At 32.9% G+C, this 18592-nt stretch carries 20 protein-coding genes and 1 tRNA gene; 15 read left to right on the forward strand and 6 right to left on the reverse strand.

Annotated elements, in window-relative coordinates; translation table 11 throughout:
* The first annotated feature begins 291 nt into the window (after positions 1-291).
* From LOK41_RS07975 to LOK41_RS07985, 3 genes are all read left to right on the forward strand, one after another.
* Positions 292-1557 (forward strand): Y-family DNA polymerase, encoded by a 1266-nt coding sequence (locus LOK41_RS07975; protein WP_241816000.1) that lies wholly within the window; start codon positions 292-294, stop codon positions 1555-1557.
* The gene (locus LOK41_RS07980) at positions 1554-1895 is read left to right on the forward strand and encodes a YolD-like family protein (RefSeq protein ID WP_241816001.1); all 342 of its coding nucleotides are present in this window, start codon (positions 1554-1556) and stop codon (positions 1893-1895) included. The genes LOK41_RS07975 and LOK41_RS07980 overlap by 4 nt, the downstream gene beginning before the upstream one ends.
* Before the next feature lie 570 nt (positions 1896-2465).
* Positions 2466-2804, forward strand: a complete 339-nt coding sequence (locus tag LOK41_RS07985; protein ID WP_241816002.1) for a hypothetical protein — start codon at positions 2466-2468, stop codon at positions 2802-2804.
* A gap of 146 nt (positions 2805-2950) precedes the next feature.
* Here LOK41_RS07985 and LOK41_RS07990 read toward each other — a convergent pair whose 3' ends face one another.
* Positions 2951-4126, reverse strand: a complete 1176-nt coding sequence (locus tag LOK41_RS07990) for a site-specific integrase (protein ID WP_241816003.1) — start codon at positions 4124-4126, stop codon at positions 2951-2953.
* Between the two features lie 25 nt (positions 4127-4151).
* Positions 4152-4895, reverse strand: coding sequence for a helix-turn-helix domain-containing protein (locus LOK41_RS07995; protein WP_241816004.1), 744 nt, complete (start codon positions 4893-4895; stop codon positions 4152-4154).
* Positions 4896-5049: 154 nt separating this feature from the next.
* Here LOK41_RS07995 and LOK41_RS08000 point away from each other — a divergent pair, with 154 nt between their 5' ends.
* The 7 genes from LOK41_RS08000 to LOK41_RS08030 all read left to right on the forward strand — a co-directional run bounded on the left by LOK41_RS08000 (position 5050) and on the right by LOK41_RS08030 (position 9714).
* Entirely contained in the window at positions 5050-5244 is a 195-nt protein-coding gene (locus LOK41_RS08000) for a helix-turn-helix transcriptional regulator (protein WP_241816005.1), read from the forward strand.
* 27 nt (positions 5245-5271) lie between these two features.
* The gene (locus LOK41_RS08005) at positions 5272-5475 is read left to right on the forward strand and encodes an excisionase family DNA-binding protein (RefSeq protein WP_241816006.1); all 204 of its coding nucleotides are present in this window, start codon (positions 5272-5274) and stop codon (positions 5473-5475) included.
* 14 nt (positions 5476-5489) lie between these two features.
* Positions 5490-5933, forward strand: a complete 444-nt coding sequence (locus LOK41_RS08010) for a hypothetical protein (protein WP_241816007.1) — start codon at positions 5490-5492, stop codon at positions 5931-5933.
* Positions 5934-6182: 249 nt separating this feature from the next.
* The gene (locus LOK41_RS08015) at positions 6183-6788 is read left to right on the forward strand and encodes a CHC2 zinc finger domain-containing protein (protein WP_241816008.1); all 606 of its coding nucleotides are present in this window, start codon (positions 6183-6185) and stop codon (positions 6786-6788) included.
* A complete protein-coding gene (locus LOK41_RS08020) occupies positions 6789-8381 on the forward strand; it encodes a YfjI family protein (RefSeq protein WP_241816009.1) in 1593 nt (530 codons plus the stop codon).
* 193 nt (positions 8382-8574) lie between these two features.
* Positions 8575-8931 carry a hypothetical protein gene (locus tag LOK41_RS08025; protein WP_241816010.1) on the forward strand — a complete coding sequence of 119 codons (357 nt, stop codon included), beginning with the start codon at positions 8575-8577 and terminating at the stop codon, positions 8929-8931.
* A gap of 468 nt (positions 8932-9399) precedes the next feature.
* Positions 9400-9714 (forward strand): hypothetical protein, encoded by a 315-nt coding sequence (locus LOK41_RS08030; RefSeq protein ID WP_241816011.1) that lies wholly within the window; start codon positions 9400-9402, stop codon positions 9712-9714.
* 226 nt (positions 9715-9940) lie between these two features.
* Here the strand turns inward: LOK41_RS08030 and LOK41_RS08035 are convergent, their stop codons facing one another.
* The gene (locus tag LOK41_RS08035; RefSeq protein WP_241816012.1) at positions 9941-10633 is read right to left on the reverse strand and encodes a hypothetical protein; all 693 of its coding nucleotides are present in this window, start codon (positions 10631-10633) and stop codon (positions 9941-9943) included.
* 298 nt (positions 10634-10931) lie between these two features.
* Between LOK41_RS08035 and LOK41_RS08040 the strand changes: the two genes are divergently transcribed.
* A complete protein-coding gene (locus LOK41_RS08040) occupies positions 10932-11486 on the forward strand; it encodes a hypothetical protein (protein WP_241816013.1) in 555 nt (184 codons plus the stop codon).
* Positions 11487-11716: 230 nt separating this feature from the next.
* Here LOK41_RS08040 and LOK41_RS08045 read toward each other — a convergent pair whose 3' ends face one another.
* From LOK41_RS08045 to LOK41_RS08055, 3 genes are all read right to left on the reverse strand, one after another.
* Positions 11717-12619: a hypothetical protein gene (locus LOK41_RS08045; protein ID WP_241816014.1), complete on the reverse strand. Its 903-nt coding sequence runs from the start codon at positions 12617-12619 to the stop codon at positions 11717-11719.
* A 744-nt stretch (positions 12620-13363) separates the two neighbouring features.
* A complete protein-coding gene (locus LOK41_RS08050; RefSeq protein WP_241816015.1) occupies positions 13364-14785 on the reverse strand; it encodes a competence protein CoiA in 1422 nt (473 codons plus the stop codon).
* Positions 14786-15153: 368 nt separating this feature from the next.
* A tRNA-Val gene (locus tag LOK41_RS08055) sits at positions 15154-15226 on the reverse strand.
* A gap of 342 nt (positions 15227-15568) precedes the next feature.
* On the opposite strand from LOK41_RS08055, the gene LOK41_RS08060 reads away from it, so the two are divergent.
* The 4 genes from LOK41_RS08060 (at position 15569) to sipW (ending at position 18584) form a co-directional block, all read left to right on the forward strand.
* Positions 15569-16105, forward strand: a complete 537-nt coding sequence (locus LOK41_RS08060; RefSeq protein ID WP_241816016.1) for a hypothetical protein — start codon at positions 15569-15571, stop codon at positions 16103-16105.
* A gap of 117 nt (positions 16106-16222) precedes the next feature.
* Positions 16223-16450, forward strand: coding sequence for a hypothetical protein (locus tag LOK41_RS08065; RefSeq protein ID WP_174099418.1), 228 nt, complete (start codon positions 16223-16225; stop codon positions 16448-16450).
* A gap of 155 nt (positions 16451-16605) precedes the next feature.
* Positions 16606-17874: a D-alanyl-D-alanine carboxypeptidase family protein gene (locus LOK41_RS08070; protein WP_241816017.1), complete on the forward strand. Its 1269-nt coding sequence runs from the start codon at positions 16606-16608 to the stop codon at positions 17872-17874.
* Between the two features lie 134 nt (positions 17875-18008).
* Complete coding sequence (gene sipW / locus LOK41_RS08075; protein ID WP_241816018.1) at positions 18009-18584, forward strand: signal peptidase I SipW; 576 nt, start codon at positions 18009-18011, stop codon at positions 18582-18584.
* Positions 18585-18592: the final 8 nt, after the last annotated feature.

An 18592-nucleotide genomic window follows, 5' to 3' on the forward strand; every position in this document is an offset into this window, starting at 1 on the left:
TAATGTAGCGGAGAATATTTAGGAAAGAAAATGATAAAACCTTTTCTCTATTAATCTTGAACGTGAAAAAAGCTGCTTCTGATTCATTTGAGTAGCAGATTGGAAGTAGGCTTTTTGTAACTCGTGATGCCTTACTTTGAGCAACTCAGTTTTAGATTATACGAATAGTTTCATCATTTCATGTAGTATTGGGAATTCTTTTTAACCAATATTTTCTTGAAAAACCCTTCTAAAAGAACGTAAGTTCGTGTATAATAAGAACAAACGTTCTGTATTTTAGGGGTGATTATCTTGTACGAATATTCTCTTTTGCCTAATCGAATCATATTATGCGTCGACTTACAAAGCTTTTACGCATCAGTCAGTTGTATCAAAAGAGGACTAGATCCAAGATATACAAAACTTGCCGTAGTGGGTGATGTAAATCGAAGTGGGGAGATAGTGCTAGCAGCCACACCTCCGTTAAAAGCATTGGGCGTTAAGAAAATGGCTCGATTATACGAAATACCTAAACGACCAGATATACTTATCGTTAACCCAATCATGCATACATATATGAAATGTTCGAATTACATAACGGAATTAGCGCTACAATACGTGGCACCAAAAGATTTTCACCAGTATTCAATAGACGAATTTTTCATGGACATGACGGCTAGTATTCATTTGTTTGCGAATAGTCCGTACGAATTCGCACTAAATTTTAAGCGAGAAGTCTACGACCGTACGCGTATTATATGCACAATCGGCATTGGTCCCAATTTATTAATGAGTAAGGTTGCAATGGATAGTGAGGCGAAGCGGAACCAAACTGGGATTACACAATGGACGTACGACGATATACCCGAGAAGTTATGGAGTATACGGCCGCTCAGTAAATTTTGGGGTATATCGTACAAAACAGAAGCGAAGTTAAACCGAAAAGGAATTTATACAATCGGTGATTTAGCGAACTATCCACTGAAATATTTAAAACAAAACTTCGGGGTACTTGGAGAAGAATTACACTTACATAGTAACGGTATAGATTTCAGTCGTATATCGGAAAAACATATCCAGGCGGAAACATCTATCGCTAAGAGTCAGATATTATTGCGTGATTATATGATAGATGAGATTCCGATCATTTTGCTCGAGCATACAGAAGAAGTGTGCTATCGATTACGCATGCAAAAGAAACTCGCTAGAACAATCCACCTTTCAATAGGCAGCAGTAAAGGGTACGGTGGTGGCTTTAGAAAAACGTACACGTTCAGCCGGCCGACCAATTTAACGATGGATGTGTATCAAGTTTGTACATATTATTTACACACACTATACACTGGTGAGCCAATTCGAACGGTTAGCATATCACTAACGAATCTAGTAGCAGAAGGTGAAGAACAGATCTCGTTATTTGATAACGTAATACAACGAGAAAAAGAAATGCGACTCACGCAGGTCATGGATGAAATCAGAACACGTTTCGGAAAAAATAGCATTTTACGAGGCGTTTCCTACACAGAAAATGCAACTGCGAGATATAGAAACACACTACTAGGGGGACACAAATCATGAATAACGCAAATATGCCAAATGGAAGAGGGATGGTAAAATGGCAGCCGTTTGCAAGTATGCCAGAACAATTTATTGGTATACGAGAAATCATTAAAGAGAATGCAAAAGTGTCACGACCGATCGTAACGCAAGACGCCAAGGAGCGAATTGAGAATCGTCTACTCACTTCGTTATTAACAGAAGAAGAAATACTAATTACATACTATGAGGATGGTTACGTACTTACTAGTTATATGACCGTTGTCGATATTGATCCTTTAAAAAAAGAAGTTATGTGTACGGATGCATTTCATTATAAGAAGAGGTTTACATTTATCGATGTAATTGACGTGGAATGAGCGATATTGAACTACAGGAGATTTCATACTTGCTGTACTAGATGAATATGAAATTGGTGAAAACTTCGGTGCGATCTGGTGAAGAGATAAACAAATATATAGACTTGAAAATAGAGGGGGATAAGAGGCGGATGAAAAAATAAAAACCGTATCAAATGTTTATTTGATACGGTTTTTTACAACTATGACCCCGGAGAGGCTCGAACTCACGACCTCCACCCTGTCAAAGTTAATAATCTTTCATGATTATAACAGTTAATAGACGATAAGCCTTGATGTATCAGCGTTTTATCAAATGTATACAGGATTAAAAATGTTTAAGTCTGATACGAAATTGCGACGTTCTGCCCCATTTCTGCCCCATAATAGAGGAGAAAGAACACAGTCATATCAATGGTTTGAGGTGAAATGTACATTAAAGTAGTGTTCGGAGAGAATCAATTTTAAAAAATATGATTCTGTTATACTGTATGTTGAAGTATATAAAAATCTTCATTAGCATACATGTTGTTTAGTAAAATGTTAGAGTACGAAGAAATTTGTGTATGGTAACTAAATCTAAAGGTAAAGGTGATTTACATCAATGAAATTAAAGAAGCATACAAGGTATTGGACTATGATTTAGAAAAGAATACACATTGGGAGACTATTTATATATTGAGTGATATTGCAAATACATTCAAACATGGTGAAGGACGTTCAGCTAAGCGTGTATTCAAAAAACATCCCGAAATTTTCAAAGTAGATAAATATAATAATCAGCGAGTTATGGATAGAGAATTAACGACTAATTCTGAAGTAGTATTCGATATAGAGAAAATTGACTTCAACACTTATGCTGACGCGGTAATTAGTTTTTGGAAAGAATCCCCTGAGCATTTGGAGGGTACATATACATTTGAAGAGTAAAAAAGAAAAGGCGTTTATTAAGATGGGGGTTATAACTTACTGAGCGAAATACAAAAAAAAAACAACATTTACAAGATAGGGAGTAAATGATTTTTTATCCGTAAACAAATTGGCTGTCAAAAGTAGAGTGTAACTATTGCTACACTCTATTTTGCTTTTGTGTTCTCTATGGATGTAATTAATAAATCTAATTTACTTGAGGCATTTTTATCTGCTGATCGTAGCGAGTGAGTATAAATATCAATTGTTGTATTAATCCTGGAATGCCCTAAACGACTGGAAATGACCTTCATATTTTCTCCTGCTTCTAATAAAAGAGTAGCAGATGTATGGCGCAATCCATGGAAGTTAACATGCCGTAGCTCGTGTTTCTTTGTGAACTTGTTCCACTTCTTTGTAATATGACTTGGGTATAAAGGTTTCCCATGCCAAGAAGAAAATACAAAGAAATATTCTCCAGCCTCCCACAGATCACCGCAGGATAAACGTTTTTCATTACAATCATTTTTATATCTTTTTAGCTTCTCAATTAGAGAAACAGGTATAGAGATGGTACGTTTTGATGTTCTCGTTTTTGGCTCTTTTATATAGTATTGGCTATTTGCATATGATACAGCCTGTCTTACTGTTACAGTTCCATCTTCAAGGTTAATATCTTTCCATTCCAATCCTAACAATTCGCCACGTCTAAACCCTGTCATAATAGCTAACTGGTATAGAATTTGATACATTGTTTCCTCTTGTTCTAAAAGGCTCATAATTTGCCTCGTTTCCTCTAAATCATAAGGCTCTTTTGTTTGATACTCGTCTTTTAGCTTGGTAAGTTTCTCGGCAGGGTTTCTTCTTATTAGCTGCCAATCATGAGCACGTTTAAAAATGTTTTTAATGACACGTATTACATAATTAATAGTAGCAGGGGATAAAGTACCTTCTTTACCATCCTTACGGGTATCACTTTTAAGTTGATCTGCAAGAGTGATTAAGTGCATAGGTTTTATATCTTCTAACTTCATGTTTTCAAGGGACGGTAAGATACGTAACTTTAAATGGCTACAATAAGTTTCATATGTCTGAGGGGATAGGCTATCAATAGCGTATTTCTTTTTCCATTCCTCAACAAAGTCCCTAAATAACATTTTTTGCGGTTTTATATATTCACCCGCTTCTATTTCAGCAATAAACAAAGCGAGTTCTTTTTCTGCTTCACGTTTATTCTTTGCAGCAGCCATTCTTGAACGTCTAATAGGATTACCCTTTTCGTTATAGCCAACAGTTACACGCATACGCCAATTTGTACCATGCTTTTCGAGTGAGCCTTTCATTAATTATTCATCTCCTCCTAAGGGATCACTTGTCTTCTACATGTATCTTTGAAAAATTTTTGTATAAGATGTCATTTATATTATCAATAGAATGAGTAACTTTTATATATTCATCTATATATATATCACTGTTTTCGATGATATGTAAGCAGTTTAAAAAGCCTAAAGCGTTGTAGAGAATTTCCCAAGCTTCTTCTTCATCCTCAAAAACAGCACTGTTTAGAGATGTAGATAGTTTAGATATTATTTCATCGGTAGTTAGTCCCTCAAAATATTTTATATAACAACTATCAGGTAAGTTATAAGTAGCTTTTATTGCAAGTATTTTTGCTAATTCATCTGGTCGCTCATTTGCAGAAAAAGAACCTACCAAAATATCCATTTCTTCATCTTTCGAGGGTTCTTCTTCAGAGATACGTATAAGCCCCTTATCAATACGCTCTTCAGCCATTCTGGTCGCTTCTTTAATTTCTTCAAAGCTATACCTTACTGCTAATTCCCCTATTTTATAAGCTAATATGTTTAAACGCTCCTCATCGTCACTTTTATTTACAAAATTATTAATAAGTATATCGTTTAAAGTGATATTTAATTTATAAGCTATGTTATTTAGAACATCTAAACTGGGTTCTCTTTTGTTGGCTTCATAATTTGCATATGTAGTCCGAGGAATTCCAATTAACTCAGCCAACTCTTTTTGTGTTAATTCTTTTTGAAGCCTTAAGGTTCTAAGACGATCACCAATTTTTATAATTTCATTTATGCCCATATAAACCCTCCTTGTATATGTATATACTAAAATTGATTCCTCAAAAACGCAACACCAATTTTAAAAATGAATTGACTTATTCTAAAATGAGTAATAATATGAATTTGAAGTAAAGATTCTTCAAAAATGAAACATATGAAAAAGAGGTGAAACAATGCGGTATAAACTAAGGGCTAAAAGAGTTGAAATGGGTTTTAAGCAAGGAGAATTTGCTCGGGAATTAGGCATAACGCCTCAGTACCTGTGCAAAATTGAGAAAGGACAAGTAGAGCCAAGACGTGATTTGATTTTAGAAATATCGGAAAAGTTAGGTGGTACAGTTCAGGAATTATTTTTTCAAAATGATTAATTATTCATACGAAGAAGGTGATAACTAATGGAAAAAGCTACACTTACAGCAAAAGAAGCAGCTACATACTTAGGTATATCTTTGGATTTAGTTTACAAAGAAAGTATTTATGGTTCATTACCATGTGTTCGTATAGGTAGAAGAAAGCTATTTAGAAAAGAAGCGATTGATCGATGGATGACAAAGAAAGAATTGCAATGCTTAGAAGGCAAAAAAGCTACAAATTTATGAAAGGAAGAATCAAAATGACAGATCAATTAACGATAGTAAATGAACAACCAACATTATCGAGTTTAGAAGTAGCGGAAATACAAGGAAAGAAAGGCGGTTTGAGTATGGATAATAGGAAAACTATATTAACAGAGCGAGAGAATAAAGTTTTATCACTTATCAGACAAGGGAAGGAAAACGCAATTACTGTTAAGGATATTATTTCAGTGATTGGTGGAAATGATGAGGAAATCAGAGCCATTGTAAGAAGATTGATAGAAAAACATGGCTATCTAATAGGTTCAAGTAATCATATTGGAAGAAGTGGATATTATTGTCCGGAGACAAATGAAGAGAAAGAAGAAGCTGTAAGTAAGTTAGAGAAAAGGGCCGCTGAAATATTAAAGCGTGCTAATATTATGCGTAACTTACCTTTAATTAATAAAGATATAACGTTTGAAGAAGGTAGAGAATGGTAGGGATAAAAAATCCATATGAAAGGGCCAACTTTCATACGGAATATAAAAAATATAAACTAACCTGATTTTATCATAAGTTATTTATAAAGAATATAGGAAGATATAAGTTAAAAATACGGAATATTGCGTTAAAAAAGGTGGTTAGCTCAAAAATAGAGTGTAACCACTCTTTTTTGAAGATGTTAGCATATGTGTTTCTTGTGAGGTAATTAAATCTAGCTGTAATAAGTGAAAAAAGAGGGATTCTTAATGAGCAGTATCGAGCAAATCAAAGGAAATATCTCGATTGTTGAAGCTTTAGAGCAATACACTCATGTAAAAGTACCTAACCCTAATCGTCGAAGTATCAGTGTAAGGTGTCCATTTCATCATGATGGCAGTCCATCAATGGCGATCTATCCGAATACCAATACATTCAAATGCTTCACAGGATGCAATGATGGACGTGTAGATGATGTAATAGACGTTGTTCGTTTAGCGAATAGTGTTGATATCAAAGAAGCAATTTCTACTCTTGTAAAGGATTTTGGGTTACAGAATCCAACGGCAGAAGAGAAGCAGAAGTTGCACCAAAAGAGAAAGCAGAAAAAGGAAAATACATTTGCTGCTGTGGCGCTAAATAAAAAGGTTATCGAACAGATCAACAATCTAAATGATTTCGCTAAGGCGATTCAAATGCAAATGAAGGCTATAAAAACGATGGAAGAGTTAGAACAATTAGGAGAAATGTATCACCTTTTACCTCAAATAGAGTATTGGTTAGATTGCTTAGTGGATGATAGCGAATATGTGAAGATAACAGCTTTAGACGAAGTAAACCGCTTATTTAAGGGTTTAGAGGGAAGTGAATCGTAAATGAACTTAAAAGCAATTGAAGTAGCGAGAAAGAGCCTTGGTGCTGAAAAGATAAATAGTATTTTAGGAACTAATCTCCCGGAGGTAACAACGAATGAGATTATACCAGCAGAATCACAGCAAGTTAATGGCTCGACAAGAGATTGGGGAGAGATTATTCCTTTTGATGAATATGAAGTACCTCTTTTTCCTGTTGAAGTGTTTCCGAAATGGTTAAGCGACTATATAGAAGATGTGGCAGAACAGACACAAACGCCTGTTGATATGGCTTGTATGATGGCTCTATCTGTCTTATCAGTTGCTTTGGCTAAAAAGTTTAATATCGAACCAAGTAAAGGTTGGTATGAATCGTTAAATACATATTTGATCACATTCATGCCACCAAGTAATCGGAAATCAAGTGTATTTAAGGCATTCACGTTTCCGTTGCTGGAACATGAAAATGAAGAGAATACAAAAAGACGAATTGCAATAGAACAAAGTAGACATGAAAAGGATGTATTAGAGCGGCTTATAGAGGATTTAAAGAAAGACTTGGTTAAAGCTAAACAAAACCAATCAGAAGAGGACGTAGCAGCTATACAAGGAGAATTAAATGCCAAGATTGAAGAAATGGAAAAATCGGAGTTTGTTCATTCCATACGCTACTTTACAGACGATGTCACACCAGAGCAGCTTATAACACTTATGTTAAATAATGCTGGTCGTATGGCAGTATTATCAGCAGAAGGCGGCTTCTTTGATCTAATTAAGGGCAGATATTCCAGCAATACTAATATAGATGTGTATCTGAAAGGATTTAGTCAAGATCAGATAACAGTAGATCGTAGAGGAAGAACGGAAAAGGTAGATGATCCACATTTAACAGTAGGGTTGTTTGCACAGTTAGATGTTATTAAGCGTTTACCGGATTATTTTTATAATCGTGGTTTAATGGCCCGTTTTTTATATGCTGTTCCTAAAAGTTTTATAGGATATCGAAAAATAGAAACGACAGAGATTAGGGAAGATGTGCAACTGTTGTATAGCAAACAGATTAAGAGTTTATTAACCTTGCAGTGTGAAAATGTTGTTCTGCTATTAAGTGATGAGGCGCAAGTGTTATTTAATAAGTACCGTATTCATATGGAAACACTCATGAGAGAAGGTAATGAGTTATCTTATGGACACTTTCAATCCTGGGCAGGTAAGTTAGTCGGACAAGTAGCGAGAATCATTGCACTTATTCATATAGCACATCATGCACATTGTAGAAGTATTCCGACTGAAATTAGTAAAGAGACTGTCCATAGTACATTACATATCTCTAAATACTTTATAGATCATATGATGGCTACATTTGGTTTGCTAAGTGAAGGGAATGCGGATGATGATGCTAAGTTTGTACTCAAACATATTTTAAAGAAAGATTGTGAGCAAATTTCTTATCGGGATATTCAACAGGCAACAAAGAAACGAGTTAAATCAGATAAGTTAAAAATTATTTTAACTGAGTTAGAAGAACGAAACTACCTTCAAAAAAATAAAGAGGGTAAAAAAGAAAAAATAGTTGTTAGTCCTTATTTAAGAAAAGAAAAAAATATACTTTCTTAGAAATATTATCCCAGTTCCCCCGAATGGTCATGAACCTTAGAGTCACAAGGGATTACGATGGGGAATAGTAAAATCCCGCTTTACCCCAGTTCCCCACTTAGCGAAAAAAGGGGGATTAAACTGGGGAAACGGGAACAAGTGGGATTAAAGAGGAGAACATTCCTATCCTTAGAGCCCCAAGGGGTGTAGCTTATTGGGGGAATTGGGGGAACTTTTTGTACAAATAGAAATAAAGGAGAAGATAAACATGCCAACTGCTTCTGCATCAAATCAAGATGAAAAGAGGAAGAGAGATGAAAAGGCAAGGGCAGCAGGGTATATGGTGGCACTTAGCGGAACACTTTACACATTAACCTTAAGTAAAACAAGTTGCGTGTATATCGACTATATAAACGGTTTCTGGACAGCTTGGAGGGAATCACACTGGAATACTGATAAACAACCTTCAAGCGTAAAGATAATCGCAAAGGCAGCTACATTTGACTATGTATTAATGAAAACAAAAGGCTACTTAAATTTTATAAAAAGGAAGAAATTCAATAATTATTGATATAAAAATAAAATGGTAGTTAATTCTATTATTAGAAGAAGAGAGACAGGAATGGACATGTTCACAGAGTTTTTTACATATGAAAAATATAAGAAAAGATAAATGAAAAAATGTCTACACGTTATCAAATTAAATTTTGTAAAGCATATTAAAAAGGGATGATATAGGGATGTCATTAAAAAGTAACAAAAAAATATCTCATTGGAAATAGAAGTATTAGTACGTAAATTTATTAGATTAAATATAGAAAAAGGGAAAAGCATTGAAGAATCCCTCAATATTGTACATAGAACGATAGACCTGGTTGATCAAGGATATAAACATAAAGAGGCTATGATATTCTTGGAAAGAGAATTCGACTTATAAAGTCTAAGGCGTGTATTGTCACGTCTTTTAATCTTTTACAAGGTTTTTTCTATTTAATAAAGAATTCTTTTAGTTAATCATACTAAGTAGGAGGAAGGATGGATGGAAGAAGAAAATTTTGAAACCCGAACACGGGATTTATTAGAAGATATTTTAAAGAATTTTTGCATTGACGTATTGAATAACGATATTCTTTTTGAGAGGATTGTTCAAGATTTTATTAGGACTAAGCAGTTTAACAATGGTTTTGAAAAAGTTGTAGAAAAGGAGTTATGGGCTTTTCGAAATAGAATTGGAACTCAAGACTATCTATTTTCTATTAAGGAGTTAATTGACATTCATTTTGATTGGGAGATACGTAAAGATAAAGCTCGCCAATTTTATTTTAGTGAACAGCTAAGACAAATGAATGAGTGATATTCTTGTATATTAGAAGTCTTATAAAAAATACTTAAGTATTTTTATTAATTACAAGATAATTTCAAATTATGTTTAGAATTTTTAAAGGCTAAACTATTAAATGCATTGTATTTATAGTATAAGGAGGAAATTACATTTTACATCTTTAATAATAAAATAAAGGGAGTATCATTCATTAATACTCCCTCAAATGTCTTTTAATCACTGCTAAGAAAAAATATAACTATTTCTTTAACTCCTTACTTTTGTTAGCTTCATTAGAGAATCCACGATACCAACAACCTGTGTAAAAATCATTTGCGATCATTCCATCTTCGTAAATTCGACACATTGCTTTTCTACTTAATAAATCACTAATTTCTTCTTCTGTCATTTCTCCGTTAAAAAGCAAAGGGTATCCCTCATGCAGTAACCAAAGCATATTGGCTGATATGTGACGCGAAATTTCTCGAATGTCTTTTGCATTAAATTCTTCTTCTTCTGTAATCGAGTATATAGTAATTATAGTTTGGATTAGATCAAATAAAATTTCTCTTTTCATACGATATAGATCTATAGAATCAAAAGCAGCGGTAAATCTATGAGCTTCCTTTCTTTCTTTTTTGGGGAAATTTTTGATATTCAAATTATGTATTTTGTTAGTTAAATGACGTAATTGATTCTCTAACTTATTTAGAGAATTAGGCTTTTGTTCATTTTCAAGAAGTCCATCAAGCCGATCAGTTTCTTGGAGATGAAGCAAGCACTCTAATTCTTTTGTGATATTTTTAATTTCTTCTCTATCCAGTTTATTATTCTCGCTTCGGAATGAATCGACCCCAAATAGAAATTCTAAATAAGAATAATTAATATAAGGGCTATTACTACGATTAAATTCATAGTCCTTAGATAGCTTTTCACTATTTTGGATTTTCATTTTGTCATTACCTCCTATCGAGATTACTATTCTTCAAATTAACATGCTATCCCTTTTTTATAATGAGAGCTTTAAAAAAGTTAAAACAAATCCAAAACATAAATATGTTGCTTTTCAGGCATATAAGACACGGGATTGTATGCAGTATTTCAATGCAGTAGAGGTGCTTATCTCCCTTAAAAGCGTCTTAAATGAAGAATGAAGAGGGCGTCATTCTTTTAGCACAGAGAAAAGTTAAAGTTCCTTATTTATCCGTCAACTTTTGCTATAATATATAATTAAAAGAGGGGGAATTATTATGATTGATGAACAACAGGCTATTGAAAGTGTAACGAGGTTTTTACGTGATAAAACTAAAAAAATACTATTGGTAAGAGGATATGATAATGATGCTAAGTTAAGGGTGGTTCTTTCTTGTTTGAATAGGGGGTTTAACAAGGGAATTATAAGAACAAGTTCTATGTCCGATATATCAGGTCATATTAATAAGGCTTTTAATAAAAAGCTTTTACCGCATACAGTTAAGTCAACAACTAATTATAAATTAGGGAGAATGGCTGTTAATATAAATAGTTATGTGAATCATACACAATCCAATCCCAGAGGTAATGAAGATACTTTCACATTATTTCATCCTGTTCAAACAGTATTAGCTGATGCTAAAAGGTATAACAAATTTTTGAGTGAGATCAAGGGTACTGAATCAAGAAAAGTAATACTAATTACTACAAATGAGTGGAGTATAAAAGAATGGGATATTGAAAATCATGTGGATGAAGTGTTCTTTTATAGTGTGGAAAATGATAATCCGCAAATTATGTCGAATTTGAGAAATAATGGAGCTATATTATAGTCATATAAAGCATTTATCCGATCGGGTAGGTGCTTTTTTATGCTCAAAAATAGTGCGATTTGTGTATAGGCATAAAGAACCTAACAAAACCTGACATTTTCTCTATATAAGAAGAAAACTTTTTATATAAAGATTACTAAGAAATCCTAAATTTTTAAGATAGAAGGATGATAAAAAGGAGCGCCTTTAGTGATTGACGCTCCTTTTAGTTTGCAAAATACAATAGATAGTTAATAGCTATCCAGTTTTCTTTGTATGTATGGAAAATAATATCGTTTTTTCCAAGGGATATTTTTAAATGAAAATTTTGTTTTTGTGTGTAAAGTAGATTCGTAATCCTTAATTTGATTTTCAATTAAATCATTTAATTCCTCAGAGCAATATTTTTTTAGATAATTTGGGTTATCCAAGATAAGGATGACTTTTAGTTGATTTAGTAGATCAATTAAATCAGTTATGTATCTATCTGTTGAAAAGAAATTAAAATCTTTAATTGCATTTCTAATCATGAAGAAAAACCATATAGATGGAAGTAAGATTACTAAGATTAGGAGAAGGCGTTTTAGTCCTTGCTCTATTGTTAGGGTGTTGTGCATAAATATTTGGCTGTTAAATGCTGTCCAAACGGGAATAAAGAAAATAACGGCCGTATTAATATTTGAACCTAAGGCAGCTAAGAGATTCTCCTTTTTATTGTTATCCAGTCTATTTTGAAGTAAGTCAATTAAAGATTCTAGCTTTTTAATATGTTGTTCAGTATTCTCTTTATTATTTCTATACTCTTCATTTAAAAGGTTACTTGAAAATAGGAAATTTTTTAGTAATAACATACGGAATGCTTCCCATTGTGTGCTACGGAATTTAATATTATATTCATTTATGGTTAAAATATTATATGGACGTATAAAAAGTATGTATGTTAGTGCGGCTCCTACTGTAACGCTTAATATGTAGAATATAAGTGCAAATCCAAAACTTTCCTTAACTATGCAAGAGAGAAAAAAACGAGTACTTATCGTGACAGCTAAAAACGTAATGACAATATTAATAGTAAGTCGCTTAAATACCAAGCTAAAATTGCTTAATCGATTTTTGTAGAAATGGATTAATTGTGTTTCAATCAATGTTACCACCCTTGCTATATATATTATGTAAATTATAGCTATAGTTTCTTAATATTGTAAAGTTAAGAGAGTGAGAAACTTGTAAAAATTTGACTCCCTATATAAATAATCTTTGAGCTAATGGCTTAAAAACATTAGGTTAAAATGAAAGATTGCTTTTTTTTGAATATATACCGGCTATCTTTATGAGGATAAGGAATGATAAGGGATATGGAGTGCATCCTCTAACTTAAAATAGAAGATATGAGAGATTTTAAAAATAACGTTACTATTATCAAAAAAGAGTGTTACTATTCGCCGCTTTCAATAAACAAACTCAAACATAAATATGTTATTTTTCAGTCATATAAGACAAGGATTGTATGCAGTATTTCGTTGTAGTACTGCACACTTTTTTACGCAGTACTCCATTGGATTTTACAAAACAAACGAACTCAATGTATGTTTCATAGCTACTATGTATAAGAAGTGATAAGGATTGTACAATATGTCCCTACGGGGAACTAATGAAATAATAAAAAGGAGCGTTACCAAATAACGTTCCTTTTTATTGTGTCTATAAAGCGAATTTGAATGAGGAATATAGCACTACTAATAATACCCTGTTTTTCCTCTTATTTTTAGTTATGTTTTTTATATAACTAATACATCATTTGCTAAACAAAGCTTTTTTAATAATAATTGAGCCATTCCGGACTTCTAAAAAGAATCAGTTTCCTTTTAGGAAAATTATTGTATAGTTGTCAATTTTAATTATCTAAAAAATTTGGGGGTCAGTTCTTCTTGGATTTTTATCATAAATTCATCAATCTGTTCTTTTGATTCGCATTGAAAATATCTGTATGCATAATCAAATTTTGTGGGGTTACTCTTATTCGGATCAAGAAAATATTTAATCTTACGTAACTTTATTAACATAAATTCAGGTTTCCGAGATTCTAAAGTTGTGAGTATTTTATCATATTTATTAAGGACGTAATTGACCATATCCAATGCCCTGGAAAAATGTTCAGTTAGATAGTTCTCAAGGGAACGTTCTCCTTGTTTCTCTAAGAAAGCAATTTCATATGTTAATTCTGCACTATGCTGAAGGTATAAAATTTTTTTATTAATATTGTCTGTGTTTTTCCAATGTTCAACTTCGGTATTATTACTCTGGATTTTCTGGAGATACTCATCGTATGTAGAAAAAAATTCTTCTTCAGACAATTTACGAACATCTTCTTTTACTTTTTCTTTATTTCTCTTCATAAATGAGGAAACTAATGTTTTAAAGTCTTCTCCATATAATCTCTGTGCATATGTTATTTTCTCTAAGGCTCTTTGTTGAAGTTCTGCTTCTAACTTTTCTTCTTTCACTCTCTGGAAACGCTTGATTTGCAAATCTACTTTTTCGGAAGCTTCTTTTTTGATATTTTCATAAGCCATAGCACTATAATTAAATTCTGAATTGTAACTAAATAATATCTCATTTAAATTGCAAGTATGTGCAATTGGCTTATGAAATGTATATTCATTAGGGAAACGTTTTCCTCTAACATCTTGAAATATTTTTTTCTTTTGAAATGAGAAGTCAATTATCATTTCTTGTGTCTCAAGATTTAAAAAATAGCAGAAACCAGTATTCTTAAAAATTGAAGTCTCTAAATCATGACGTAAACGAGCGTTCTCAGCACCTTTTGCTTTTGAGTATTTCAAGAATGCCCCAGCATCTAATATCCAAAAATCATGTATATTAGCAGATTGGTATAGATTATGTCTTTCTTCCCATTCTCTACTTTGTAAAGGGCTATGCTGAAATTCAAAAGCCCAACGTGCTTCTTTTGCCGTTTCCTCTATTGAATGAGTCAATAAGATATCTGCAATTTGTTTCGTTTCTGGGATATAAACTTCCAATTCTATGTTTGCATTTGGAAACTTATTTTGAAGCCATTTAAATAGTAATTCTTTACCTAAAATATGTTCTTTGGTTTCATTCTCGTAATTTGTTACCACACAATCTGTATCTGGAACATGTGAAAAATAAGGGCGCTTTTGATTACCTTTATTAAAACGAACGATATTTTTACAGTTTGGACATAATAGACTTCCTGCTCTTGATAATTTTCTGGTCGTTTTTTCATCACATTTAGATGCATATAAGACTTCTTTATCATTAGTTATACAACGTATCATTGATGAAACTCTCCTTAATAGTATTAGATTGTATATATTATCTGATATTAGATATTAGAATGTAAAGGAGATAGGAATATGGAGTTTACAATTATTGTGATATTTATTGGTGTTTAGATAAATCTTTTTAAGTTTTCGCGGATGAAAAAAGGTAGGATTGCTAGAGAAAGATTTGAGAGGTCATTTAGAAATCAAAATTTTTTTAGATACTTAGGCGATATAATAAAGGAATTAAATAATATACTTTTTGAATAATATAAAGGTGGGTAATTTTTTCTGCCCCATTTCTGCCCAAAAAGTGCTGTTTCAGCACTTTGAATAAACTGTTATACATAAGAAAACCCCTTGAATATCAAGGGGTTTCGATATGATCCCGACTGGGCTCGAACCAGCGACCTCCACCCTGTCAAGGTGGCGCTCTCCCTGCTGAGCTACGGGATCGTAATAAATATTGATGTTATTTTATGTCTGATAATTCTGTTAAGTTGATTATACATAACTAAGTGTCACATTACAATAGTTTTTAATTGCAATATTTAAACTGTTATATACTAGTTGGAAATGAGGTGTATATGGAAAGGTTGGACGGGGTAGAAGGCAGAAAGATTTATAGAATATGTTTTTTTAGAAGTAATCGTTGCAAGTGTTTAAATGAAATCAGATAGAAGTTTATATGTATTACATGTGAAAAGGTAATACAGTATTATTGTGAATAATATATATCTGTTTAACTTAAAATATCGATATAAGCTTATAATCTATAAATAAAAGGAGAGTGTCACAATGCTTAAAAAAGTGATTGGTTTTGTTATGGGAGGCCTTGTTTTATTGGGAGTTATACTAGGCGGCATTATGTGGTTTCATAAAACAGATAAACAAGAAACGAATGTTAAAAAAACTGAGACAGTGAAAAAGGTAGATAAATCAAAAGATATTGGAATGAAGATAAGAGAAATACATAGTGATTTAAATACGATTACAGGTTGGGAAAGGTATGAGGATTTTGAGAAAATGGGTGCTCCAGCTTGGGGGAAAAATGAATCGGGATTCAAATTAATTGATACAACGTTAAAAGAAACGGTTTCTTTATGTAAAGGGGATTTGAAAGAAGATTTGGAGCGAGCTAGAAAATTGCTTGATATTTCAGTTCAAAATCACGATACAACAGCTTTACTATATGTTCATCGTATTTTACATGATCTTGATATCGAACAAAACAGATTGAAAGAGAAAGATGTGTTTAATAGCGCAAAAGCGGGTGCTGGTAATGCGAGTGAAATACCTACTTATGATGATTATATTAAGCAACATAGTAAATAAATAGTTACTTTATAGTTGTTTTGGTAGGATATTCTTTTTACAATGTCATAGAAATAGTATATAACAGAAATAGAGAATAGATTTATAAATAGCCATAGATTAAAGGAGCATATACGAATGGTAAGAAAAACTTTCAAGATGCGTGTACCTAGAAATAGAACAATTTCGATAAATGGTGCGATTCTTGATGTGGATGTTTCTCATGATGAGTTTTTAGATGAGTTTATTAAATGGGTAGATTTAAAGGGCTGGTCCTTTATGGGAATGACTGATGAAATTACAGAAGAGGAAGCTGGGAATAATTTAATAGATTTATTAGCTGATGAGAAGGATAAGAAAGAATGAGTCCTTCTTATTTTTATACGTATGATTATGTCCTTTCTTGTAAAATTATGATATAGTGAAAAATGGTAATAATTTTTCCATTTTAATTCCAATTGTATGCCGGATTGGTAGAGTTAGTACATACGGTGAAAAAGAAAATAGAAAGGGAGAGTCACATGGTTAATTGTAAGAAAATTCCGGTTTTTATGATGGTTATTTGTTTATTCTTTTTAACACCTATGACATTGTACGCTGAAACTAGCACCGCACCAGTGCCGGCACTAGGCCAAGGTCCAAATGTATTTGGTCAGTTTGCAGTTTCAATCGATGCAAAAACGGGGGATGTGTTGTACGACAAAAATGCATATCAACATGCATTTCCAGCAAGTATGACGAAGGTATTGACTGCTATTTTATTAATGGAGCATGTGAAGCCGGGGGAGCAATTTACGTTTTCGCAACCTGCATTAGATCAGGAAAAAAGTAATTATCAACTTGAATTTCAAGTAGGGGAAACGATCGATCGGAATACAGCGCTTACAATTTTAATGGTGCTGAGTGCAAATGATGTTTCGTATGCAATTGGTGAACGTATTGGAGGAAGTATAGAGAACTTTGCAAATATGATGAATGAGAAAGCAAAGCAACTAGGAGCAAAAGATAGTCATTTTATAACGCCCAATGGTTTACATGACCCGAATCATTACACGACGGCATATGATATGGCAATGATTACGAGAGGGATTCAGCAATATCCTGAGATTTTACAAGCTATGAATACAAAAAGGATAACGGTTACAACATCTAGACAAACGGTTTCTATTTTTAATAAAGCTACCTATTTTGAAAACCCATACAGCATTGGGGGGAAAACGGGTTTTACGAATGAAGCACGCAATACTCTTGTATTGTTAAATGAGAAAGATGGCAATCGTATTATCAATGTTGTGATGGCATCACAAAGACCAGAAATCTACGAAGATATGCGTCAAATTGCAGATCATTCCTTCGCGCAATTTACAAAGCAAATGGTGTTAGATAAAAATAATTGGCACCAGCGGGCAACATATTTAGATAAAAATATAGATTGTGAACTGGAAAAAAGTGCAGAATTGATGTTAAAGAAAGATGAAGGGAAGAATGTGAAAACAGTCTTTAAAGCAGCTACGGTTGATAAGGAACAATTATATCAAAAAGGAATTCACCGCGGAGATGTGATTGGGACAGTAGATGTGACGAAAAATAATCAAACGATTGAAAGCATTAATGTTCTTTCTAAGGAAGATGTTACATTTGCAATGCCTAAAAAAAATATAAAGCCAGCTGAGCCTACGTATCCAGTTGGGTTAATGGCAAGTATCGGAATTGGATTTATTGCTTGTATGATAATCGGTTTATATATGGTAAGACGAGCTAAAAAGAATGTGATTTCAGAAGGGGAATAGGCAATGATCAATTGCCTATTTTTTATTGCGTTTTCCGATTGTTCATTATAGTATTGACTTAAGTTCTCTTTTAAGAACAATTCAGGATATCCTTGTTTTACGTGCATATACATAATAAAAAGGAGGAGATACGGATGAAACTAGTTTGGAAGATTATTAGTAACGTTATCTCATTTGTTTTATTTGCGCTCATGGTTTGTTTAGCGTTTGTTGTCATTTCATCAAAGGCGAGCGGCGGGGATCCAACCGTAATGGGATATCAATTTAAAACGGTACTATCTGGATCGATGGAACCAACATTTTTAACGGGTTCAATTATTGCGATTGAACCAACGAAAGATGGATCTAAATATAAAAAAGGTGATGTAATTACTTTTAAAGAAGATGAGAAAAAAATTGTCACTCACCGTATTATCGGTGTGAAAGAGGTAAATGGGAAAGTCATGTATGAAACAAAAGGTGACAATAATAATGGTCCGGATTTAAAGCCAGTCTTAGCGGAAAATGTTATTGGAAAATATGAAGATATTACAGTTCCATACGTGGGATATTTGTTAAATTATGCAAGTTCAAAAGCAGGAGCTGCCCTACTTTTAATTATTCCAGGTGTATGTTTACTTGTATATTCTATCATTTCTATCTTTAGCGCAATCCGTAGCATTGATAATGAAAAGAAAAATAAATCTACAGATGTTGGACAATCTGTGTAATTCCGTTA

This window comes from Bacillus sp. TL12 (assembly GCF_022625245.1).
In the GTDB taxonomy this organism is placed as follows: domain Bacteria; phylum Bacillota; class Bacilli; order Bacillales; family Bacillaceae_G; genus Bacillus_A.